The organism is Pseudomonas sp. MS19, assembly GCF_013277615.1.
Lineage (GTDB): Bacteria > Pseudomonadota > Gammaproteobacteria > Pseudomonadales > Pseudomonadaceae > Aquipseudomonas > Aquipseudomonas marincola.
The window spans coordinates 152,506-175,978 of sequence record NZ_VBTO01000012.1 but is presented as its reverse complement, the minus strand read 5'-3'; the positions used below and the strand labels follow the sequence as shown (position 1 = coordinate 175,978).

Here is a 23,473-nt window from a genome sequence, read left to right as displayed (position 1 = left end):
CTCGTCGACGGCATGAGTGCCGTAAAAGCCGGGCTTTGACTGCTCCAAGAGGTGCCAAAGCGCTTCATACGCGCTTTGAAGCGTTACCGGCGCTGGTCGTGGTAAATAATCGGGAAATCGCCACGCCCAGGAGCAATGGGCTGTGGCACGCACTATAAGAAAGTGTTTTTACACACTCTGTGTCGATACGCGCCTTTGGCGGCTGTTCATCTTTGCCGATGTTTACGGTTTCGCGGCCTTGCGGCGCATCGAGCGCAACAATCTCGGCGTCGAACCGACCTTCGCTCATGGCCTTTTGCGCGCGGGTCAGCGATGTAATGGCGAAGTTATCCTGCTCTTCGCGGCTAAAGCCATAAGCCTCAGCGCAGTCTTCGGCGAAGGTGCCCATCAGCCGGCCCTTGTCATAAGCATCTTCAAGGCCATCGAGGAACATGTGATCCAGCACCTGACCGTGGCCCATGCGATAACCGCCACGTGCCTTGTCGAGCAGATATGGCGCATTCGACATGCTCTCCATGCCGCCAGCAATCACTACATTAGCGCTGCCGGCAAGCAGGCCATCGTGGCCGAGCATGACTGCTTTCATGCCTGAGCCGCACATTTTATTGATGGTCGAACATACGGTGCTTTGCGCTAAACCCGCACCGAGCGCCGCTTGTCGTGCTGGCGCTTGGCCTTGCCCGGCTTGCAGAACGCAGCCCATCAGCACCTCATCAATCGCATCGGCGCCGACGCCTGTACGCGCCAGGGTTGCCTTGATTGCAGCGGCGCTCAACTGGGCAGCAGACAACGACTTGAAGTCGCCCATAAAGCCGCCCATTGCGGTACGGGCAGCGCTGACAATTACAATCGGGTCGTTCATCATCAGTCTCCTTATTTTGCGGCCATGCGCAGCGCGCCATCGAGGCGAATCACTTCACCATTGAGCATGCTGTTTTCAATAATGTGCAGGGCCAGCGCGGCGTATTCATCGGGTTTGCCCAAGCGCGGTGGGAACGGCACATTGGCCGCCAGAGAATCGCGCACCTCTTGCGGCATGCCGGCCATCATCGGCGTCTCGAAAATGCCGGGAGCAATGCACATCACGCGGATGCCCGAACGTGCCAGTTCGCGGGCCAAGGGCAAGGTCAGCCCGACCACCGCGCTCTTCGAGGCGGCATACGCAGCCTGGCCAATTTGCCCGTCGAAGGCCGCGACCGAGGCAGTATTGATAATCACGCCACGCTCACCGCCAGCGTCGGGCTGGCCATTAGCGATGGCTTCGGCAGCCAGGCGCAGCATGTTGAACGTACCGTTGACGTTGATATCCATCACCCGCTTGAAGCTCTCAAGCGCATGCACGCCTTTGCGCCCTAGGAGTTTTTCGGCAGGGGCAACGCCGGCGCAGTTAATCAGACCATTCACCTTACCGAAGGCCTGCAGCGCTGCACTGATGGCATCCGCGGCTTGCGCCTCATCGGTAATATCCACCGCCACAAAGCGCACAGCGTCGCCCAACTCATGGGCCAGCGCAGCACCCGCGTCGGCATTGATGTCGGCCATTAATACCTTGGCGCCACGCGCAACCAAGGCGCGACTGGTGGCCAGACCCAATCCTGAACATGCGCCGGTAACGACAAAAACCTGCTGGCTAATCTGCATAACCTACTTCCTGCTTTAACTTGGAAACGAGTGGCCATTGCCGCCCGTAATTGTTGCCTTATGCCGACAGCGCCGTCTGCGCTTTAGCGATTTCCTGATTGCGCAGCAAGAACCGTTGAATCTTGCCGCTGGGGGTTTTCGGCAACTCACTGACAAATTCAATTTCACGCGGGTAAGCATGGGCAGACAGGCGTTTGCGCACGTACTGCTGCAACTCTTCACCCAACGCGACATCCGCCCGGTATTGCGCATGCAACACGACAAACGCCTTAACTACCTCTGTTCGTTCAGGATCGGGCTTGCCGATTACCGCCGCTTCGATAACGGCCGGGTGCTCGATCAGCGCGCTCTCGACATCAAACGGCCCCACGCGATAACCCGACGTGGTGATCACATCATCGGCGCGCCCCACAAAACTGATGCTGCCATCGTCATTAAGCTCGACGGTGTCGCCACTTAAGTAGTATTTGCCGGCAAATGCCTTGGTGTTCATGCCTTGATAACCCGGGAACCAGAACAGCGGCGACTGACTCATGTCCACCGCCAGATTGCCGGGCTGACCAACCGGTAACTCGTTGCATGCCTCATCCACGACGACCACGCGATGGCCCGGCACTGCGTAACCGGCGGCGCCAATGCGCACCGGATGCTCATAACCGTGGTGATTGCACAGCACCATGCCCAGCTCGGTCTGCCCGTAGTGATCATGGATGGTGGTTTGCAAACCGTCGGCAAACCAGCGGATCACTTCCGGCGTCAGCGGCTCGCCCGCGCTGCTCACTGCACGCAAACGGCCTTTGAGCAGCGGCTCGACCTCGGCCTTGGCAGCCAGCAATAAGCGGTAGGCAGTTGGCGAGCCGGCCAGATTGGTAATGCGGTATTTGCGGATGACCCGACACGTGCTCTCGACGGTAAATGCGCCTTCGTAGAACAAAGTCGGATGGCCCATCGCCAACGGCCCGGTAACGGCGTAGTAAAGGCCATAAGCCCAGCCCGGATCGGCGACGTTCCAGAATGCGTCTTCGGCGCGCAAACCCACGGCGTCGCGCATGTAATGTGTAAACGCGAGAATCGCCTTGAGTGGCACCGGCACGGGCTTGGCAAGGCCGGTGGTACCCGAGGTGAACATCATCAGGAACGGGTCTTCAGCGGTGCGCATAACGGGCGCGAATGTATCGGGCTGGCGCTCAAGCTCAGCCCAGAAACTGAAGTCGCCCTGCGCAATGCCCACACCTTTGGGGCCGGACACCGTGATGCACTGCGCAGCCGACTCAACCTCATCGAGTTTGCTGCGATTGGCGGCATCGGTGACTATAAATTTGGAGCCGGCGGTATTAACCCGGTGCTCGATAGCCTTGGGCCCGAATGCAGTGAACAGGGGCTGATAAACCGCTCCCAAGCGCCAGGTGCCAAGAATGGTGATAAGCAACTCGACATTGCGCGGCAACATGCCCGAGACGCAATCTCCGGCTGTCACGCCCTGGCTGTGCAGGAAATTGGCAAACCGGGCAGCCTGCTCCTGCAGGTAATCGAAGGTGTAACTGGCACTGCTGCCATCGCGGCCTTCCCAGAACAGCGCAATCCGCCCCGGCAATGCGTGGCGATCGCAGCATTCAATGCAGGCATTTAGGCTGTCTGGCGTACCGGCCAGCGACTGTTCGGCGGCGCGGCGAAAATCAAAACTTTTGGCAGCAGCAAAGTAATCGACCATCGGGCAACTCCTGAATGATTGTTGTTGGAGTGACTCGATAGTCGCGCTCGCCGTGGCTTTCGGCAATGTCCTGCGGGATCAATCTCGCTGAGCAGATTGGACAATCAGCTCAGCGGTTTTAGCCGTGTTCACCGCTGCCAAAAACCATCGCGCAATACTGGCCGGGCGTGGTGCCGGTCCATTTTTTGAAGGCCTTGTAGAATGCGCTGCTGTCGGCATAACCCAGCGCGTAAGCCAACTCTGCGTAATTCTGTTCACCCTTATTCAGGTGGCTTATGGCCAGATCGCGGCGCACATGATCTTTAAGGCTCTGGAACGATTGCCCTTCGTGCGCGAGCTTGCGCCGCAAAGTGGCGGGCGAGATGAAGAAATGCGCAGCCACCGCTTCAATATCGGGCCAGCGATCGGGCCTCTGCCCGCGCAAGTAAGCTTTGATCCGTGCGGCGTAGCTCTGGGAGTCGCGGTAGCGCACCAGAATCCCCTGCGGCGATGTGTGCAAAAACTCGCTCAATTCCTCGGGCGTACGGCGGATGGCAAAGTCCAGGCAATCGGTGTTCAGCAGCAAGCGCGAACGAGGCTGGTTGAAACGCAGGTTGTCGCTGAACATCACCCGATAATCTTCGATGTAATCGGGTTTGGCACACTGCAAGTCAATCGCAATAATTGCGATGCGCCGGCCCACCAGCCAACACATTAAACCGTGCACGATCATCCATAGCGTGAAGTAGGTAAACGCCCGGCGCGGGGGCTTACCTGCCGTGGCAACACTCAACTCAAGCATGCCGCCGCTAATTTGTGTCTCAACCTTGAAGTCATCCATCACCAGGCGTAAGAACCGCACAATTTCTCTGAGCGCACCTTCAAGGGTGGGCTCTTTAACTGCTGTGCGCGCCAGGAAAGCAAAGCTGCCAACCTTCATGCGCCGCGGGTTCATGCCAAAGAATTCGTCATCCATCTCCTGCGCCAGCGCCAGCCACAATTGCGCGTATTGCTTGGCCGTGACCCTGCTAAAAGGTTTATCCAGCAGTTCACTGGCAATCCCCGCCCGCTCGAGCAGCGCCGTGACCGGATGGCCAGCGGTTTGCCATTCGTACAGCGCCTCATTTACCAGGCGAATGGAAATAGTGCCTTTGCTGATACTCATGGCGTGGAGCCGGTCCCTGGGCGGTTGGTCATATGCCTATTATTAGCACGAACACAGGCGTTGATTGCCCCTGCCATCGTCGTAATCAAATCACTGAATAATTCGCCTGCTTGCGCTTGACAGGATACAGATGCAGCTTTACGTTAACGTAAAGGTAAACAAGAGAGCTGCATCAATGCCGACTTACTCTATTTCCGAGCTGGCCCGCGAACTGGACATCACCACCCGCGCCATTCGTTTTTATGAAGAGCAGTCGATGCTCAGCCCGGAGCGTCGGGGCCAGGAGCGTATTTACAGCAGCAAGGACAAGGTCACGCTCAAGCTGATTTTGCGCGGCAAGCGCATCGGTTTTTCACTGGCCGAGTGCAAAGAGCTGATCGAGCTTTACGATCCCGGTCAGGGCAATCGCAAACAACTGCAAACATTCATGAGCAAGATTGCCGAACGCCGTGCACAGCTCGAGCAACAGTTGCTGGATATCCAGCAGATGCAGCTAGAACTCGACACGGCCGAAGAGCGCTGCCAGCTCGCGATGGCAGAACTTGATAAGAAACAGACTGTTAATCCTTAAACCTAAACAAAATTGTTAATAGAGGCTGACCTCGCGTTGCCTCCACAACAGACAAAAACAAGGTGATCCCATGAGCTATCCGTCCCTGAACTTTGCACTCGGCGAAACCCTCGACATGTTGCGTGACCAGACCCGCGCATTTGTCGCCTCTGAGTTGGCACCACGCGCCGCCGCCATCGACAGCGAAAACCTGTTCCCTGCCGACATGTGGAAGAAATTCGGAGACATGGGCCTGCTGGGCATCACCGTCAGCGAAGAATACGGCGGCGCCGGTCTGGGTTATCTGGCCCACGTAATCGCCATCGAAGAGATCAGCCGGGGCTCGGCATCGGTTGGTTTGTCTTATGGCGCCCACTCCAACCTGTGCGTTAACCAGATCAACCGCAACGGCACCGCCGAGCAGAAGGCCAAGTACCTGCCGAAGTTGATCTCGGGCGAGCATATCGGCGCACTGGCCATGAGTGAGCCGAATGCCGGTTCCGACGTGGTCTCGATGAAGCTGCGCGCCGATCGTCGCGGTGATCACTTCGTGCTGAACGGCAGCAAGACCTGGATCACCAATGGGCCGGATGCCAATACCTACGTGATCTACGCCAAGACCGATCTGGAAAAAGGCCCGCACGGCATTACCGCGTTTATTGTTGAGCGTGACTGGAAAGGCTTTAGCCGCGGTAACAAGTTCGACAAGCTTGGCATGCGCGGCTCCAACACTTGCGAGCTGTTCTTTGATGACGTCGAAGTGCCGGCCGAGAACGTACTGGGTGCGGTAAACGGCGGCGTAAAAGTGCTCATGAGCGGGCTCGATTATGAGCGCGTGGTGCTCGCGGGCGGCCCAGTCGGCATCATGCAAGCCTGCATGGATGTGATTGTTCCCTATATCCATGACCGCAAGCAGTTCGGCCAGAGCATCGGCGAGTTCCAGCTGATCCAGGGCAAAGTGGCAGACATGTACACCCAACTCAATGCCAGCCGCGCCTATCTCTACGCGGTTGCACAGGCCTGCGACCGTGGCGAGACCACCCGTAAAGACGCTGCCGGGGTGATTCTCTACAGCGCCGAGCGTGCCACCCAAATGGCCCTGGATACTATCCAGATCCTCGGCGGCAACGGTTACATCAACGAGTTCCCGGCAGGCCGCTTGCTGCGTGACGCCAAGCTTTACGAGATCGGCGCGGGCACCAGTGAAATCCGCCGCATGCTGATCGGTCGCGAGTTGTTCAACGAGACCAAGTAAGCGCATGTACCCGCGCCCTGTGTTTCGGGGCGCTTTACCTGCGACATGTTCACGCCAGACTTCACGGAGTGCGCCAGATGGCCATCCTGCACACCCAGATCAATACCCGCTCACCGGAATTTGCCAGCAATAGCGCGGCAATGACCGAGCAAGTCGAGAACCTCAAGCGCCTGCTCGCCAGCATTCATCAGGGCGGCGGCGCCAAAGCGCAAGAGCGCCACACCTCACGCGGCAAATTGCTGCCTCGCGAGCGGATCAACCGCCTGCTCGATCTCGGCTCGCCGTTTCTCGAAATCAGCCAGCTGGCGGCGTATCAGGTTTACGCCGAAGACGTTCCCGCTGCTGGCGTGATCGCCGGCATCGGCCGCGTTGAAGGTGTCGAGTGCATGATTGTGGCCAACGATGCCACGGTAAAAGGTGGCAGCTATTACCCGCTCACCGTGAAGAAGCACTTACGCGCCCAGGCCATCGCTCGCGAGAACCGCCTGCCGTGTATTTATCTGGTCGACTCCGGCGGCGCCAACCTGCCCCGTCAGGATGAAGTATTCCCGGACCGCGAACACTTCGGCCGGATCTTTTTCAATCAAGCCAACATGAGCGCCGTGGGCATTCCGCAGATCGCTGTGGTGATGGGCTCGTGTACCGCAGGCGGCGCCTATGTGCCGGCGATGAGCGACGAAACCATCATGGTGCGCAATCAGGCGACCATCTTCCTCGCAGGCCCGCCACTGGTTAAAGCGGCTACCGGTGAAGTGGTCAGCGCCGAAGACCTCGGTGGCGCCGATGTGCACTGCAAGACGTCCGGCGTGGCCGACCACTATGCCGAAGACGATGCCCACGCCCTCGCCCTCGCTCGTCGTACTATCGCCAACCTCAATTGGCGCAAGCAAGGCGTTATCAATACGCGTCAGCCAATCAAACCGCTGTACGCCGCTGATGAGCTGTATGGCGTGATTCCCGCCGATGCCAAGCAACCGTTTGATGTGCGCGAAGTGATTGCACGTATCAGCGACGGTTCAGAGTTTGATGAATACAAGGCGCTGTTCGGCAGTACGCTGGTGTGCGGCTTCGCGCATATCCACGGCTATCCGGTGGCGATCCTCGCCAATAACGGGATCCTCTTTGCTGAATCGGCGCAAAAAGGCGCCAACTTCATCGAGCTGGCGTGCCAGCGCGGCATTCCGTTGTTATTCCTGCAGAACATCACCGGTTTCATGGTCGGCCAGAAGTACGAGGCAGGCGGTATCGCCAAGCACGGCGCCAAACTGGTAAATGCCGTGGCGTGCGCCAAGGTGCCGAAATTTACTGTGATCATTGGCGGCAGCTTCGGCGCTGGCAACTATGGCATGTGCGGTCGCGCCTATGATCCGCGCTTCCTGTGGATGTGGCCGAATGCGCGGATTGGCGTGATGGGCGCCGAACAGGCCGCCGGTGTACTCGCTCAGGTTAAACGCGAGCAGGCTCAGCGTGCCGGTGAAACCTTCACCGACGAGCAGGAGCGCGCACTCAAGCAACCGATTCTCGACCAGTACGAGGAGCAAGGTCATCCGTATTATTCCAGCGCACGGCTCTGGGATGACGGCGTGATTGATCCTGCGCAAACCCGTGAAGTGCTGGGTCTGGCGTTGTCTGCATCGCTCAACGCTGCCATTGAACCGACCACGTTCGGCGTATTCCGCATGTAATTGCTGGTCCGCCAGCCGTTACGTTTGCAACCCTATTCAAGAGTCTGATCCGATGAGCCAATTCACCACCCTTGAACTTGCGATTGACCCTCGTGGCGTAGCCACTTTGTGGCTTAACCGCGCGGACAAGAACAACGCGTTCAACGCCGAAATGATCCGCGAGCTGATCCTGGCGCTGGACGCGGTACAAGCCGACAAGAGCATCCGATTTTTGCTTGTACGCGGGCGCGGCAAGCACTTCTCGGCAGGCGCTGATCTCAGCTGGATGCAGGCTTCGGCTGCGCTCGACTACAACGCCAACCTCAATGATGCCCGCGAACTGGCCGAGCTGATGCACAACCTGTATCAGCTGAAGATTCCAACGCTGGCGGTGGTTCAAGGCGCCGCCTTTGGTGGCGCACTGGGCCTGATCAGTTGCTGCGACATGGCCATCGGCAGTGAAACAGCGCAGTTCTGTTTGTCGGAAGTGCGCATTGGTCTGGCCCCCGCGGTAATCAGCCCGTTCGTGGTGCAGGCGATCGGCGAGCGGGCAGCCCGGCGTTTTGCCCTCACTGCCGAGCGTTTCAGCGGGGTAAAAGCCCAACAGATTGGCCTGCTGGCCGAGTGTTATCCCGCCGAAGAGCTCGATCAACAGGTCGAAGGCTGGATCAACAACCTGCTGCTCAATAGCCCGCAAGCCATGCGCGCCAGCAAAGATTTGCTGCGGGAAGTCGGTAGCGGCGTGCTGACCCCGGCGCTGCGCCGTTATACCGAGAATGCGATTGCGCGTATTCGCGTCAGCCCAGAAGGTCAGGAAGGCCTTAATGCCTTCCTCGAGAAACGCACGCCCGCCTGGCAGGAGCAGTAATCATGAGCATTCAACACATCGACACCCTGTTGGTGGCCAACCGCGGCGAGATCGCTTGCCGGGTTATGCGCACCGCCAAAGCCATGGGTCTGCGCACGGTGGCGGTTCACAGCGCCATCGACCACAACGCCCTGCATGTACGCGAAGCCGATTGCAGTGTGGACCTGGGCGGCGCCAAACCCGCAGAGAGTTATTTGCGCATCGATGCGCTTATCGCAGCCGCGAAAGCCAGCGGTGCGCAGGCCATTCATCCGGGTTACGGTTTCTTGTCGGAAAACGCGGGGTTTGCCCGCGCCATCGAAGCGGCCGGTTTAATCTTCCTCGGCCCACCCGCCTCGGCCATCGATGCGATGGGCAGCAAGTCGGCGGCCAAAGCGCTTATGGAAGCCGCTGGCGTGCCGCTGGTACCGGGCTTTCATGGTGAAGAGCAAGACGCAGCGACCTTCCTTGAGGCCGCCGAACGTATCGGTTATCCGGTACTGCTAAAGGCCACTGCTGGCGGCGGCGGCAAAGGCATGAAGGTGGTCGAGCAGGCCAGTGAGCTGGCTGAGGCGTTGGCTTCGGCGCAGCGCGAGGCACAATCCTCGTTCGGCGATTCGCGCATGCTGATTGAAAAGTATGTGCTGAAACCAAGGCATGTCGAGATTCAGGTGTTTGCCGACCAGCACGGCAATTGCCTTTACCTCAATGAACGCGACTGCTCGATCCAACGTCGTCACCAAAAAGTCGTCGAAGAAGCCCCAGCGCCGGGATTGAGCCCTGAGCTACGTCGCGCCATGGGCGAAGCCGCAGTGAAAGCGGCGCAGGCCATCGGTTATGTCGGCGCGGGCACGGTCGAGTTTCTGCTGGACGAACGCGGTGAGTTCTTCTTCATGGAGATGAACACCCGCTTGCAGGTCGAGCATCCGGTTACCGAGGCGATTACCGGCCTTGATCTGGTCGCATGGCAAATCCGTGTGGCCCGTGGTGAAGCGTTACCCATCACGCAAGAACAAGTGCCGCTGATTGGCCACGCGATTGAAGTGCGCCTCTACGCCGAAGACCCCGATAACGACTTCTTGCCGTCTACCGGTACGTTGGCGCTTTATCGCGAACCGGCTGCCGGCGAAGGCCGCCGCGTCGACAGCGGCGTGCAACAAGGTGATGAGGTTTCACCCTTCTACGACCCAATGCTCGGCAAGCTGATTGCCTGGGGCGCGGATCGTGAAGAAGCGCGCCTGCGTCTGTTGGCGATGCTGGCACAAACGCATGTTGCGGGCGTGCGCACTAACTTGAGTTTTCTAACCCGCGTGCTGGCCCATCCGGCATTTGCCAACTGCGAACTCGACACCGGTTTCATTCCCCGGCATCAGGTGCAACTGCTGCCGCCAGTTGCCGAGCTGGACGCCAACTTCTGGGAATTGGCCAGCCTGGCCTTCGCCCTGAGTGAGCCTGCCACACAGCGCAGTGACGACGCGTACTCGCCCTGGGCCAGCAACAATGGCTGGCGCGCCGGTTTACCCAGCGAGATAGATATGCATCTGGCCTGTGGTGACGCGCAGCAAGTGCTGCGCTTGCGCAACAGCAGCGCACCGGATGCCGTGCTGCGAGGCGATAGACTCACGGTTGTGCGCGACGGCGTGCGCCAAAGTCATCTGGCAATTCGCAGCGGTGATGCGCTGTATTTGCAGTGGCAGGGCGAAATCCACCGGGTCATCAAGGTAGATCCGATTGCCGCTGTCGAGGCCAGCCACAATCAACATGGCGGCTTCACCGCGCCCATGAACGGCAGCATTGTCCGCGTGCTGGTCGAGCCCGGGCAAAGTGTCGAGGCTGGCACCACGCTGGTGGTGCTTGAAGCCATGAAGATGGAACACAGCATTCGCGCCGCCGAAGCCGGTGTGGTCAAAGCCCTGTTTTGCGCGGAAGGTGAAATGGTCAAGGAAGGCACTGTTCTGGTCGAGCTGGAATAAGCCTGCAGCAGCAATTGATGGATGCATCACTCAAGGGTGATGCACCCTGCCCTGTGATAATAGAATCGGCGGCACATCGCCCAGATCTGGAGAAATTGCATGACCCTGCCCGCCCATGTTCGTTTGGTTGAGGTTGGCCCTCGCGACGGTTTGCAGAACGAGAAGCAGGCGATCGACGTCGACGATAAAGTCCGTCTGGTCGATGATCTCAGCGCCGCTGGCCTGAGCTATATCGAAGTGGGCAGTTTCGTCTCGCCCAAATGGGTGCCGCAAATGGCGGGCAGCGAGGCCGTATTTGCGCGCATCAAGCAGCAGGAAAACACCGTATATGCTGCACTTGCGCCCAATCTGCGAGGATTCGAAGCCGCCGTCGCCGCTGGGGTCAGGGAAGTTGCCGTATTCGCCGCCGCGTCCGAGGCGTTCTCCCAGAAGAACATTAACTGTTCAATCCGCGAAAGCCTCGAGCGCTTTGTACCGGTAATGGACGCGGCTAAAGCTCAGGGTGTGCGCGTTCGCGGTTATGTCTCATGCGTGTTGGGCTGCCCTTATGAAGGCGAGGTTGCCGCAGAACAAGTGGCCTGGGTGAGCAAGGAATTGTTCGACATGGGCTGCTATGAAATCTCGCTGGGCGACACCATTGGCACCGGCACCGCAGGCGCCAGTCGACAGCTGTTCGAGGTGGTTGCGGCGGCGGGCATCGAGCGCAGCAAACTGGCCGGGCACTTCCACGACACTTACGGTCAGGCACTTAGCAATATCTACGCAAGTCTGCTCGAAGGCATCAGTGTTTTCGACAGCTCGGTCGCCGGCCTTGGCGGTTGCCCATACGCCAAAGGCGCTACCGGTAATGTGGCCACTGAAGACGTGCTGTATATGCTCAACGGCCTGGGCATTGATACCGGCATTGATCTCGACTTGCTGATCAAGGCCGGACAGCGCATTTGCGACGTGTTGAGTAAAACCAATGGTTCGCGAGTCGCCAAGGCGCGACTTGGGGCCAGCCACTAACGCTTCGAGTAGCCCATCCGCCAACTGATCAGTTGCGCGGTACTCAGCAACTTCTGCGCCGCCGCACTGTTTTCGTCGGCGTGGAACACGCTGGCCGAACCGACCATGGTCAATACCGCGGCAATGCGCCCGCTGGCGTCGAATATCGGGGCCGCCAAGGCATCGATGCCGGGCATCAACAAGCCATGCACCGAGTACAAGCCAGTGGCGCGAATGCGCGCCATTTGTTGCTGATAGTCATGGTTGTCCGCGAGCGGATGCTTGGCTGTAGAACGCAACTCGTGCGCCGCCAACTCGCGAGTTTCAGCCGCAGGCAAGTGCGCAGCAAATACCAGCCCGGTGCCGGACGACAGCAGCGGCAATACCGAGCCTAACTTGGTCACCAACGTTACCGAACGATGAGCTTGCTCAAGCAACACGACGGTGGCGCCGCGATTACCCCAAACCGCCAGAAAGCAAGTTTCATTGAATTCATCACGAAGCTCGCTGGCGGGCGCTGCGGCAAGCTTGACCACATCCATGCTGCCCAATGCAGCCAGACCGACATACAACGCCTCACGCCCGAGCGAGTAATGGTTGGTGGCGGCGTCTTGCATGGCAAAACCGCTGGCAATCAATGCCTGCAGATAGCGATGAACCTTGCTGGCTGGCATCTGCACATGCTCGGCAAGTGCCGATAACGACGTACTCGGGCTCAGATCTGCGAGTGCCTTGAGGATGTCGGTGCCGACTTCGGCAGACTGCACTTTTTGTTTCGGCTTTGGGGTTGCAAGCGGCTTATCCATTTAGAACTCAATCAGCAAACAGGGCATCGTGCCCAGTTTACGATCAAACCGCAGCTGATTGAGCAACCAGCAGCAAATTCTCTGCGTGATGCCGTTACTGGCGAGCGATAAAAACCGCAGCGTCAACGCTATAACGCAGACGCAATAGACGCCTATTATACTTTTTGCTCAAACACGCGTGTCGCACAGGGGGTTAACATCGTCTGCTGAAGGGTTTTGCTCCCTAATGAACAAATAATAATTAAGGAACATGCATGCTTTCTTCCATAACTTCTTTGAGTGTCAAACTGGTACAACGTTACCTGCCCTCACCTTTTGTATTCGCCATGCTACTCACGCTTTTTGTGCTCATCGCCAGCATGATCAGCACCGGCCAGAGCCTGCCCGCGATGGCCAATCACTGGGGCGCAGGCTTCTGGAATTTGCTCACGTTTGCCATGCAAATGGCGTTGATTCTGGTCACCGGTCACGCCCTCGCCAGCGCTCCGCTGATCAACCGCACGCTTGCAGGCCTGGCCCGCGTTGCCAAATCGCCAGGTCAGGCGATTGTATTGGTGACGCTGGTGGCATTGGCCGGCTCATGGATCAACTGGGGTTTTGGCCTGGTGATCGGCGCGGTCTTTGCCCGCGCTCTGGCGCGTGAAGTCAAAGGTGTCGACTACCCACTGCTGGTTGCCTCGGCTTACTCAGGCTTCTTGATCTGGCACGGCGGCCTGTCCGGTTCGATTCCGCTGTCACTCGCCTCGGGCGGTGCGGATCTGTCCCGTATGACCGGCGGCGTGGTGACCGAAGCGATCGGCGTCAATGACACGCTGTTCACCGTCATGAACCTGTCGATCATCGCGCTGCTGGTAATCGGCCTGCCGTTGCTGAACCGTGCCATGCACCCTGCTCAACCCAAAGTCGCCGACCCGAGCTTGCTGCAAGAGCCTGCCAGCGATGCTCTGCCGCGTGAAACACTGGCCCAGCGCATGGATGACAGCCGTATTCTCAACCTGATCATCATCGCGCTGGCTGCAGTGTTCTTCGGTTACTACTTCTTCAACAATGGTTTTGCCCTGAGCCTGAATATCGTCATCGGTCTGTTCCTGTTTATAGGCTTGTGCCTGCACGGCTCACCTGAGCGTTACATGCGCGCGGTACAAGATGGCATTGGCGGTATCAGTGGCATCGTCATCCAGTTCCCGTTCTATGCCGGCATCATGGGCATGATGGTCGGTGCCAACGCCGATGGGTTCTCGTTGGGCAAACAAATCACCGATACATTCGTGGCCTGGTCGTCTGCTGACTCGTTCCCGGTTCTGGCCTTTCTCAGTGCCGGTCTGGTGAACGTATTCGTGCCGTCCGGTGGCGGCCAGTGGGCGGTTCAAGGCCCGATCATGCTGCCTGCCGGTCAGGCATTGGGCGTAGCGCCGGCAGTAACGGCAATGGCAATTGCCTGGGGCGATGCATGGACCAACATGATCCAGCCGTTTTGGGCTTTGCCGCTGCTGGGAATTGCTGGCCTCGGTGCGCGTGACATCATGGGTTATTGCTTGCTAATGCTGGTGTACTCGGGCGTGGTCATTTCGGCCTGCCTGTACATTTTCGGCTGATCTGGCGTTTCCAACACCCGCTGGTGGGTGACTAATTGCAGTCTCCCGCCACGTTCAAGGAGTGAGATGCGATGAATAAAATCTACCCAAGTGCCAAAGCGGCCCTCGACGGGCTGGTTGAAAATGGCATGACCCTGGCGGTCGGCGGTTTTGGCTTATGCGGCATTCCCGAAGCACTGATTGGCGCATTGCGTGACACCGGAAAGAACGGCCTCACCGTGATCAGCAACAACGCCGGAGTTGATGGTTTTGGTCTGGGTCAACTGCTGGAGACACGACAGATCAGCAAAATGATTTCGTCTTACGTGGGCGAGAACAAAGAGTTCGAACGCCAGTTTCTGGCCGGCGAGCTTGAGCTTGAGTTCACTCCGCAAGGCACACTCGCCGAGAAACTACGCGCAGGCGGTGCCGGAATCCCGGCTTTTTACACCAAGACCGGTTACGGCACTCTCGTCGCCGAAGGCAAGGAAGCCCGCGAATTCGACGGTGAGTGGTTTGTCATGGAACGCGCACTGCGCGCAGACGTCAGTCTGGTCAAAGCGTGGAAAGCCGATAAGTCAGGCAACCTGATCTTCAACAAGACGGCACGCAACTTCAATCCGCTGGCGGCTGCGGCTGGCAAAGTCTGCATCGTAGAAGTTGAGGAAATTGTTGAAACCGGCGAGTTGGATGCTGACCAGATTCATTTGCCGGGCATTTATGTCCAGCGTCTGGTGCTCAATGCCAGCCCGGAAAAACGCATCGAACAACGTACAGTACGGAGTGCCTGATCATGGCTTGGACACGTGAACAGATGGCGCAACGCGCCGCGCAGGAACTCAGCGATGGCTTCTACGTCAACCTCGGCATCGGCCTGCCTACACTCGTGGCCAACTACATTCCGCACGGAATGGATGTTTGGCTGCAGAGCGAAAACGGCCTGATGGGTATTGGCCCATTTCCAACCGATGAAACGGTTGATCCGGACTTGATCAATGCGGGCAAGCAAACCATTACCACCCTGCCCGGCAGCGCATTTTTTGACAGCGCGGCGAGCTTTGCGATGATTCGCGGTGGCCACATTAATCTGTCGATTCTGGGCGCCATGCAGGTGTCCGAAAAAGGCGATCTGGCCAACTGGATGATCCCAGGCAAAATGGTCAAAGGCATGGGCGGTGCAATGGATCTGGTGGCCGGGGTTAAACGCGTGGTGGTGCTCATGGAGCATACGGCCAAGGGCGGTGCACACAAGATTTTGCCTGCCTGCGATCTACCTTTAACCGGCGTTGGCGTGGTTGACCGGATCATCACCGATCTCGCGGTTCTCGACATCACCGAGCAAGGTTTGCTGTTGGTAGAACTGGCCGACGGCGTCAGCCTTGAGGAACTCAAAGCGGCGACGGGGTGTTCAATCATCGCCGCTTAATCACCGGTCTCAAGCTGCTGGCGAATTATTTCTAAGGCAGCTCAGGCCGTTGTTTTTAAATGTTATTTAATATTTTACTGGGGGCTACTCGGTTGTAATCAAGAACTCAATAGGTTACTTCTAGGAGGTATGCCTAACGAAAAGAGTCTAAAAAGCCCCATGTACGAGATCACACGTATCTTTCGCTACTTAGCCCCGCAGCCTGTGCAATGCAGTGCTGCTAACGGGGCGAAACTGATCAATCTATTGGCCTGTCTGCTGCCATTCAGCGCCCGCCCACTGATGTTGCAAGCCAACCTCTCTGCGAGCAAAACAGCCGAAACCAACGGCAAGCGCTCGGTCCCTCCACCTACTTTTTGAATGCTGATGTTCTCGCACTGCCCACAGCGCAAGCTGTTGAGGATTGCGGGCTTAGAACTTTTTTCAGTTTTCAACCTGTAGAGTGAATCTAATGACAATGCGTATCGCAATTATCGGTGCTGGCCCTTCCGGTCTGGCGCAGCTTCGTGCCTTCCAATCCGCCCACACCCAAGGTGCGGCAATGCCTGAAGTAGTCTGCTTCGAGAAGCAGGAAGACTGGGGTGGCATGTGGAATTACACCTGGCGAACCGGTCTCGACCAGCACGGCGAACCCGTGCACGGCAGCATGTATCGCTATCTGTGGTCGAACGGCCCGAAAGAATGCCTGGAGTTCGCCGACTACAGTTTCGATGAACATTTCGACCAGCCAATCTCATCCTATCCGCCGCGCGAAGTTCTGTGGGACTACATTCAGGGCCGCGTCAAGAAAGCCGGTGTGCGCGACTATATTCGCTTCAATACCGCTGTCAAAAATGTCAGCTTCGACGAAACCAGCAAACAATTTACCGTCACCGCACATGACTATGCGCTCGACGAAAACATCTGCCAGCAGTTTGATTATGTAGTGGTTGCCAGCGGGCACTTCTCAACGCCGAATGTGCCGGACTTTGCAGGTTTCGAGCGTTTCGAAGGGCGTATTCTGCATGCTCACGATTTTCGTGAAGCCACTGAGTTCAAGGATAAAGACCTGCTGATTATCGGCAGCAGCTATTCGGCAGAAGACATCGGTTCGCAGTGCTACAAGTACGGTGCACGCTCTATCACCAGCTCTTACCGCACTCAGCCAATGGGCTATAAGTGGCCCAAAGGTTGGGAGGAACGTCCGCAACTGAGCAAGGTGGAAGGCGATATGGCCTATTTCATCGACGGCTCAAGCAAGCGCGTCGATGCAATTATTCTCTGCACCGGATACCAGCACCACTTCCCTTTCCTGGAAGAGCCTCTGCGCCTCAAAACGGATAACCGCCTGTGGCCTTTGAGTCTTTATCAGGGCGTGGTGTGGACAGACAATCCGCAACTGATTTACCTGGGCATGCAGGATCAGTGGTACAGCTTCAATATGTTCGATGCACAAGCGTGGTTTGCCCGCGACTACATGCTTGGGCGCATTGCGCTGCCGAGCAAAGCGGCGATGGAAGCGGACAATGCCAGCTGGCGCGCTCGCGAGGAAAGTCTTGAAACGGCCGAGCAGATGTACCAATTCCAGGGCAGTTACATCAAACACTTGATCGACCAGACCGACTATCCAAGCTTTGACATCGACGCGGTGAACACCATCTTCCTGCAGTGGAAGACCGATAAGAAGCAGGACATCATGGGCTATCGCGATAAGTCTTATCGCTCGGTGATGACCGGAACGCATGCAGTGCCGCACCACACCCGTTGGCTTAAAGCGATGGATGACTCAATGCAAGAGTACCTGCGCGAGACCAACAGCAAGGCCAAGGTCGCCACGCTCTAACGCTGCGTTCCATAACGATGGCTATCATTACCGGCGCCAATTGGCGCCGGTAGACCAAGCGGGCAGTTAAATGCCGTTGCGCCCCGGTGTTTCTGGCGGCGGAGCTTCGGCCTCGATGTCTTCAAGGGTCAGGTCCATGCTCCAGTCTGATACGGACTGGCTGGCCTTATCGGGCTCAGGTGCTGCGGGTTTGGCCGCCTGATTCTCGGGATTGTCGCGATACAGCTTGAGACGCAAACGCACGTTGTTCGCTGAGTCTGCGTTCTTCACCGCTTCTTCTTCGTCGATCACCCCTTCATGCACCAAATCGATCAGCGCCTGATCGAATGTCTGCATGCCCAGATTGCGCGACTTCTCCATGATTTCTTTAAGTTCGGAGAATTCATTGCGCTTGATCAAGTCGCGAATAGTCGGCGTGCCCAACATCACCTCAACCGCCGCACGCCGTTTGCCATCGGCTGTCTTAACCAATCGCTGCGAAACAAACGCCTTGAGGTTATTGCCCAGATCGTTAAGCAATTGCGGACGTCGCTCTTCCGGGAAGAAGTTGATGATGCGATCCAGTGCTTGGTTGGCGTTGTTGGCGTGCAGAGTCGAGATTGCCAAGTGGCCCGTGTCGGCAAAGGCCAGCGCGTGCTCCATGGTTTCGCGGTCACGGATTTCACCAATCAGAATTACATCCGGAGCCTGGCGCAGGGTGTTTTTCAGCGCAGCATGAAAGCTACGCGTATCCACACCGACTTCACGCTGGTTGATGATCGACTTCTTGTGCCGGTGAACATATTCGACCGGGTCTTCAATGGTGATGATATGGCCGCTGCTGTTGCGGTTGCGGTAGTCGATCAACGCTGCCAGCGAGGTTGATTTACCCGAGCCAGTGCCACCAACAAACAGCACCAGACCGCGTTTCTCCATAATGGTGCTGAGCAGCACTTCGGGCAGTTTGAGGTCTTCGAACTTGGGAATGTCGAGCTTGATGTTACGCGCGACAATCGACACTTCGTTGCGCTGCTTGAATATGTTGATACGAAACCGACCGACTCCGGTCACCGACATCGCCAGGTTCATCTCAAGCTCGCGCTCGAACTCTTCTTTCTGGGTGTCATCCATCACCGTATTGGCAATCTCAGCCACTTCACCGCCCTTCAGCGGTTCACTGCTGAGCGCCTTGAGTACGCCGTTAAACTTGGCACAGGGCGGCGCGCCGGTCGAAAGATACAAATCTGACCCATCCTGACTGGACAGGATTTTCAGCATTGCTTGCAGGTCCATGAGCACATCCACACAACAAAGTAGGTAATTTAATGCCGGGCACCCTGCCGCCCGGGCGGACATTCGCCAGGCGGGTAAAATGCGCCGCTAAATATCAGCAAATCTGCAACTGGCGCTCGAGGAAGTGTAGTCATCCGACGAGCAGTTCATTGGCACTGCGAATACTGGCACAATGCGCGCCAATAACTTGTGAGGAACCGCGCATGGCGAAAGCAATGGCACGGCATATTTTGGTAAAAACCGAGGCTGAAGCGGCGCAACTGAAGAAACGCATCGCAGCGGGCGAGGCATTCGATGTGTTAGCGCGCAAATACTCGACCTGCCCATCGGGCAAACGCGGCGGCGATCTGGGCGAAGTCCGCCCTGGCCAGATGGTCCGCGCGATTGATCAAGTCATCTTCAAAAAGCCAGTTCGCGAAGTGCACGGGCCGATAAAAAGCCAGTTTGGCTATCACCTGGTGCAAGTGTTTTATCGCGAGTAAGCACGTGTAACGAGCCAGGCTTACTGCAAGTGCACAGGGGCGGCCGGTTGGTTTTGTAGGCTTGGGGGAGCGGAGCTACATATCAGCCCAGTCGTTGGGGCACTTGCTAATCAGCTTGGCGTCGGTGCCTTTGCTGTAGTCAATGTCGGCGTTTTCGTCGAGGTAAATCACCGTGCGCGGCCAGTTCGGGGTAATGCTTACGCAATGGTAGCGACCACCTTTGGGCTTCCAATAAAACTCAACGCGATAGCCTGCTTCCCTAACGAGATCCACAGCCTCAATGGCGTAGCTGCCCGGGGGAAGAATGCCATCGTACGTACTTTGGTTATCTGCCCAGTGGTAGTCTATCTTCACAGTCGCTTCATCCGAGTAGAAGACGCTTACCCTCGGCATCACCAGTATGCCGTAGCGCACGCAGATGAATACCGCGATAAGCCACATCCACCAGCGCACGCGCCATTTGCGCTTACCTGCACTCATGCTCCTGAATTCCCGCCCCCCAATCCGTGATAGGTACTGCAAGCACTTCGGCCTTGATCATTTCGCCAGTCACGCCGCCTTTCGGGTACTGCTTGGCCAACTTTATGCCGATACCGACTGAGATTCTGTCAGGTGCATCGTCAAAAGCGCGCAAACCTTCGCTTAGATCACCAGACAGTTGAGGGCCGTAACTTTCCCCGGTGCCATCGCGCGCCCATCTAACTGTGTCCGAGCCAATCTGTTCTACCCCTGCTGCATCCAGCAATAACGCTTCCGGCACCCCAGCAATCACGCCGACGTAACCGTAATGTACGTTTGACCATATGTCGTAGTAGTAATCGTATTCGCCCTGTTTTTGCCAAGCACCGCGAAAATTCGCGAACAAATATTTCTTGTGATCCCACACCTGATCCTGTCCTACCTTGCCCATCCAGATCGCCGCCGCTCGGGTCTTTTTGCCCAGCGCGATGCCGAAGAAGTTCGGCGTTGGGCCGAGCTGTAGATACAGCGGCAGTTCTCTGTACTCGCGCTGCTTGGCCAGTGGATCGTAACTGTTCAACTCCTGCATTTCGAGCACTGCCGGGTCGTGGATATTCTTGTTCATTTCGCCGGCAATGTAAGTCGCCAACTCGATCATCTGATCAGGGTCGGTACAGGCTTTGGGTGTCGGTGCGTTCGGGTCGATCAGCGCTCCGGCAGCGACCGCCTTGGCGATCAGGTTCGGGTCGCTGATCAGGTCGGCCATTATCGGCTCAGACACGCTGCCGTCCGGGCCGATAGCGCCCATTTTCTGAAAGTCGACGATTGGCCCCATGATCACACCGCCGCCGACATTTTCCGAACCGCTGATGATCATGCCGCCGTGGCTGGTCGGGCTGCCCAAATAGGCCATTGGCCGACCGTTGACCATGATCGTCGGGAAGCCCGCGATGATCACGGCTCCGCACCCACAGGCATCGCCGACTCGCGCCGACCCCATGCCGTTGATTACCACGTTGCCGCTGGCTGAATTTATGGCCGTGGTGCCATGCCCGGGAAGCGGGCAAACATGGCTGTCGCCCATACGCGCCGAAGGGATCATCTGTGCACCTCATTCTTCCGTGAAGAGGGTGTGGCTTAGCTGGCTGCGATGACTATTAACGAGTGAATGTCCACACAGAAATTTGCATGGCGTTGGCTTGGGGTAAAGGTGAGATGCCTGTAGGAAAACGCCTAGAGCCCGGCTTTGGGAGTTCTGAGTGAATAACACGCCTCGTCACTGCATCAGTCCCCGGTCGGAAAACTGCATTGTGATAACTGCGCCGTGAACACAACTTGCCGTTATGTGTTCTTCAACCGGTGGTTTTAGCGCCCGGTCGTCTCTGACGCTGCCTTTGTCATGATGAAACCTGTACAATCCCCGCCTTTTTGCGCATTCGCGCCTCAGCTCCCCAGGATTATCGCTTTGATCTCCACAGCTAACATCACCATGCAGTTCGGCGCAAAGCCGCTGTTCGAGAACGTTTCAGTCAAGTTCGGTAACGGCAATCGTTACGGTCTGATCGGCGCTAACGGCTGCGGCAAGTCGACGTTCATGAAAATCCTCGGCGGTGATCTGGAGCCATCCGCGGGTCAGGTCATGCTGGAGCCGAATGTGCGCATGGGTAAATTGCGTCAGGACCAGTTCGCCTACGAAGACTTCAACGTGATCGACACAGTCATCATGGGCCACGAAGAGCTCTGGCAGGTCAAAGCTGAGCGTGACCGCATCTACTCTTTGCCGGAAATGACCGAAGAAGACGGCATGGCGGTGGCTGAGCTGGAAACCGAGTTTGCCGAGATGGACGGCTACACCGCCGAATCCCGCGCGGGTGAGCTGCTGCTCGGCTTGGGCATTCCGCTGGCACAGCACTTCGGCCCGATGAGCGAAGTCGCGCCGGGCTGGAAATTGCGCGTATTGCTGGCGCAGGCGCTGTTCTCTGATCCGGATCTGTTGCTGCTCGATGAGCCAACCAACCACTTGGACATCAACACGATTCGCTGGCTGGAAAATATTCTCACGGCGCGTAACAGCACCATGATTATCATTTCCCACGACCGTCACTTCCTCAACAGCGTGTGCACGCACATGGCTGACTTGGATTACGGCGAATTGCGCCTGTTCCCAGGCAACTACGACGAATACATGACTGCTGCGACCCAGTCGCGTGAGCAGTTGCTGTCGGATAACGCCAAGAAGAAGGCGCAGATTTCCGAGTTGCAGAGCTTTGTCAGCCGCTTCTCGGCTAACGCCTCGAAAGCCAAGCAGGCCACGTCGCGCGCCAAGCAGATCGACAAGATTCAGCTGGCCGAGGTTAAGCCTTCCAGCCGTATCAGCCCGTTCATCCGCTTCGAGCAGACTAAAAAGCTGCACCGTCAGGCGGTGACTGTTGAGCACATGGCCAAGGGTTTTGACGGCAAGACGCTGTTCAAGAACTTCAGTTTCACTGTTGAAGCAGGCGAGCGCGTTGCGATCATCGGCCCCAACGGTATCGGTAAAACCACCCTGCTGCGTACCCTGGTCGGCGAGCTGACTCCGGATGCAGGCAGTGTGAAGTGGACCGAAAGCGCAGAGCTTGGCTATTACGCCCAGGACCACGCACATGACTTCGAAGACGACATGACCCTGTTCGACTGGATGGGCCAGTGGACCCAAGGTGGCGAGCAACTGGTTCGCGGTACATTGGGCCGCATGCTGTTCTCCAACGACGAGATTCTCAAGTCGGTGAAGGTCATCTCCGGTGGCGAGCAAGGCCGTATGTTGTTCGGCAAGCTGATCCTCAACAAGCCTAACGTGCTGGTAATGGATGAGCCGACCAATCACCTCGACATGGAATCCATCGAGGCGCTCAACCTGGCACTGGAAAACTACCCAGGCACACTGATTTTCGTCAGCCATGACCGTGAGTTCGTAGGCTCTTTGGCCACGCGCATCATCGAACTCTCCGACAGCGGCGTAGTCGACTTCAGCGGCACCTACGATGATTACCTGCGCAGCCAGGGCGTTATCGTTTAAGCAACGCCTAACCGCAGCCTTACAGTAAAACGCCCGGTGCAGTACATCGGGCGTTTTTTATTGCGCGGACGAAAAGTCGCCTGTCAAAACACCGAATTGAAGATTTACTTGCGTTGCCCTTTTCGGCTCAGCCGCCTGTTTACACTGAACCCAGAAAATCCAGCTTACCCAGCGGCACGCCATTGTGACGCAGAATGTCGTAAGCAGTGGTCACGTGGAAATAGAAGTTGGGCATGGCAAAGAACAGCAGAAATGCCTGGCCGGGGAACTGCAGTTCCCGATCAGGCACCTTGACCGTGATGGTGCGGGCTTCGCTGCCTTGCATTTGCTCAGGCGTCGCCTGCTGTACGAACGCGATGGTTTTATCGATGCGCGCCTTGAGTTCAGCAAAATTGCTTTCGGTGTCGGCATAACTTGGCACTTCGATTTGCGTCAGGCGCGCCACACAGCCCTTGGCGGCATCGGTCGCAATCTGGATCTGGTGCGCGAGCGGGAACATATCCGGCGCCAGGCGCGCATTCACCAATACCTCGGGCGCGATACCCTTGGCTTCTGCATGTGCCAGTGATTTGTCGAGCAATGCATTGAGGTTGGTCAGCAGACGCACAAACACCGGCACGCTGGCGTCATACATGGATAAAGACATGATAAAAACTCCGAGGCAGTCGAAATGACGGATTCAGATTAGACGACATTTACCCAGCAATTACAGCCAGCAAGGCAACACACGCACGCTTGAATCTGAGCAAAGCGCGCCGCTCTAGACAAAAGGCGTAGTCCGCCAATATTTAGCAGCCAAAGACTC

Annotated in this window: 20 protein-coding genes and 1 pseudogene; 12 read left to right on the top strand and 9 right to left on the bottom strand. The window is 57.3% G+C overall.

Annotated features, from left to right (window positions below):
* Positions 1–181: 181 nt before the first annotated feature.
* The 4 genes and pseudogenes from FEZ62_RS13305 to FEZ62_RS13290 all read right to left on the bottom strand — a co-directional run.
* Positions 182–862, bottom strand: a pseudogene (locus tag FEZ62_RS13305) (acetyl-CoA C-acetyltransferase); the annotation flags it as partial.
* 11 nt (positions 863–873) lie between these two features.
* Positions 874–1,641, bottom strand: coding sequence for a 3-hydroxyacyl-CoA dehydrogenase (locus FEZ62_RS13300; RefSeq protein ID WP_172928137.1), 768 nt, complete (start codon positions 1,639–1,641; stop codon positions 874–876).
* A gap of 58 nt (positions 1,642–1,699) precedes the next feature.
* Entirely contained in the window at positions 1,700–3,352 is a 1,653-nt protein-coding gene (locus FEZ62_RS13295; RefSeq protein ID WP_172928134.1) for an acyl-CoA synthetase, read from the bottom strand.
* A 118-nt stretch (positions 3,353–3,470) separates the two neighbouring features.
* Positions 3,471–4,496: an AraC family transcriptional regulator gene (locus FEZ62_RS13290; RefSeq protein WP_172928132.1), complete on the bottom strand. Its 1,026-nt coding sequence runs from the start codon at positions 4,494–4,496 to the stop codon at positions 3,471–3,473.
* A gap of 175 nt (positions 4,497–4,671) precedes the next feature.
* Between FEZ62_RS13290 and FEZ62_RS13285 the strand changes: the two genes are divergently transcribed.
* The 6 genes from FEZ62_RS13285 (at position 4,672) to FEZ62_RS13260 (ending at position 11,793) form a co-directional block, all read left to right on the top strand.
* The gene (locus FEZ62_RS13285) at positions 4,672–5,067 is read left to right on the top strand and encodes a MerR family DNA-binding transcriptional regulator (protein ID WP_069900339.1); all 396 of its coding nucleotides are present in this window, start codon (positions 4,672–4,674) and stop codon (positions 5,065–5,067) included.
* Between the two features lie 70 nt (positions 5,068–5,137).
* Complete coding sequence (locus tag FEZ62_RS13280) at positions 5,138–6,301, top strand: isovaleryl-CoA dehydrogenase (protein WP_172928130.1); 1,164 nt, start codon at positions 5,138–5,140, stop codon at positions 6,299–6,301.
* 77 nt (positions 6,302–6,378) lie between these two features.
* Positions 6,379–7,986: a carboxyl transferase domain-containing protein gene (locus FEZ62_RS13275; RefSeq protein WP_069900337.1), complete on the top strand. Its 1,608-nt coding sequence runs from the start codon at positions 6,379–6,381 to the stop codon at positions 7,984–7,986.
* 52 nt (positions 7,987–8,038) lie between these two features.
* Positions 8,039–8,833, top strand: a complete 795-nt coding sequence (locus FEZ62_RS13270; RefSeq protein WP_090511880.1) for a gamma-carboxygeranoyl-CoA hydratase — start codon at positions 8,039–8,041, stop codon at positions 8,831–8,833.
* A 2-nt stretch (positions 8,834–8,835) separates the two neighbouring features.
* Entirely contained in the window at positions 8,836–10,785 is a 1,950-nt protein-coding gene (locus tag FEZ62_RS13265; RefSeq protein ID WP_172928128.1) for an acetyl/propionyl/methylcrotonyl-CoA carboxylase subunit alpha, read from the top strand.
* Positions 10,786–10,884: 99 nt separating this feature from the next.
* The gene (locus tag FEZ62_RS13260; RefSeq protein WP_172928126.1) at positions 10,885–11,793 is read left to right on the top strand and encodes a hydroxymethylglutaryl-CoA lyase; all 909 of its coding nucleotides are present in this window, start codon (positions 10,885–10,887) and stop codon (positions 11,791–11,793) included.
* Here the strand turns inward: FEZ62_RS13260 and FEZ62_RS13255 are convergent.
* Positions 11,790–12,578, bottom strand: coding sequence for an IclR family transcriptional regulator (locus tag FEZ62_RS13255; protein ID WP_069900333.1), 789 nt, complete (start codon positions 12,576–12,578; stop codon positions 11,790–11,792). The genes FEZ62_RS13260 and FEZ62_RS13255 overlap by 4 nt on opposite strands.
* Positions 12,579–12,832: 254 nt before the next feature.
* Here FEZ62_RS13255 and FEZ62_RS13250 point away from each other — a divergent pair, with 254 nt between their 5' ends.
* From FEZ62_RS13250 to FEZ62_RS13235, 4 genes are all read left to right on the top strand, one after another.
* Positions 12,833–14,173, top strand: a complete 1,341-nt coding sequence (locus FEZ62_RS13250) for a short-chain fatty acid transporter (protein WP_090511889.1) — start codon at positions 12,833–12,835, stop codon at positions 14,171–14,173.
* Between the two features lie 71 nt (positions 14,174–14,244).
* Positions 14,245–14,943: a CoA transferase subunit A gene (locus tag FEZ62_RS13245; RefSeq protein ID WP_172928124.1), complete on the top strand. Its 699-nt coding sequence runs from the start codon at positions 14,245–14,247 to the stop codon at positions 14,941–14,943.
* A 2-nt stretch (positions 14,944–14,945) separates the two neighbouring features.
* Positions 14,946–15,578 carry a CoA transferase subunit B gene (locus FEZ62_RS13240; RefSeq protein ID WP_172928122.1) on the top strand — a complete coding sequence of 211 codons (633 nt, stop codon included), beginning with the start codon at positions 14,946–14,948 and terminating at the stop codon, positions 15,576–15,578.
* Positions 15,579–16,029: 451 nt separating this feature from the next.
* The gene (locus FEZ62_RS13235; RefSeq protein WP_172928120.1) at positions 16,030–17,400 is read left to right on the top strand and encodes an NAD(P)/FAD-dependent oxidoreductase; all 1,371 of its coding nucleotides are present in this window, start codon (positions 16,030–16,032) and stop codon (positions 17,398–17,400) included.
* 66 nt (positions 17,401–17,466) lie between these two features.
* Here the strand turns inward: FEZ62_RS13235 and FEZ62_RS13230 are convergent, their stop codons facing one another.
* Complete coding sequence (locus tag FEZ62_RS13230) at positions 17,467–18,672, bottom strand: PilT/PilU family type 4a pilus ATPase (RefSeq protein WP_172928118.1); 1,206 nt, start codon at positions 18,670–18,672, stop codon at positions 17,467–17,469.
* 203 nt (positions 18,673–18,875) lie between these two features.
* Here FEZ62_RS13230 and FEZ62_RS13225 point away from each other — a divergent pair, with 203 nt between their 5' ends.
* Entirely contained in the window at positions 18,876–19,154 is a 279-nt protein-coding gene (locus FEZ62_RS13225) for a peptidylprolyl isomerase (RefSeq protein WP_069900327.1), read from the top strand.
* 75 nt (positions 19,155–19,229) lie between these two features.
* On the opposite strand, the gene FEZ62_RS13220 is transcribed toward FEZ62_RS13225, so the two are convergent.
* Entirely contained in the window at positions 19,230–19,634 is a 405-nt protein-coding gene (locus FEZ62_RS13220) for a hypothetical protein (RefSeq protein WP_172928117.1), read from the bottom strand.
* The gene (locus FEZ62_RS13215) at positions 19,621–20,715 is read right to left on the bottom strand and encodes a PAAR domain-containing protein (RefSeq protein WP_172928115.1); all 1,095 of its coding nucleotides are present in this window, start codon (positions 20,713–20,715) and stop codon (positions 19,621–19,623) included. Before FEZ62_RS13215 ends, FEZ62_RS13220 begins: the two co-directional genes overlap by 14 nt.
* Positions 20,716–21,078: 363 nt before the next feature.
* Between FEZ62_RS13215 and FEZ62_RS13210 the strand changes: the two genes are divergently transcribed.
* Positions 21,079–22,668 carry an ABC-F family ATPase gene (locus tag FEZ62_RS13210; protein WP_090511906.1) on the top strand — a complete coding sequence of 530 codons (1,590 nt, stop codon included), beginning with the start codon at positions 21,079–21,081 and terminating at the stop codon, positions 22,666–22,668.
* A 139-nt stretch (positions 22,669–22,807) separates the two neighbouring features.
* Here FEZ62_RS13210 and FEZ62_RS13205 read toward each other — a convergent pair whose 3' ends face one another.
* Positions 22,808–23,314 carry a DUF1993 domain-containing protein gene (locus tag FEZ62_RS13205; RefSeq protein ID WP_172928113.1) on the bottom strand — a complete coding sequence of 169 codons (507 nt, stop codon included), beginning with the start codon at positions 23,312–23,314 and terminating at the stop codon, positions 22,808–22,810.
* Between the last annotated feature and the right edge of the window lie 159 nt (positions 23,315–23,473).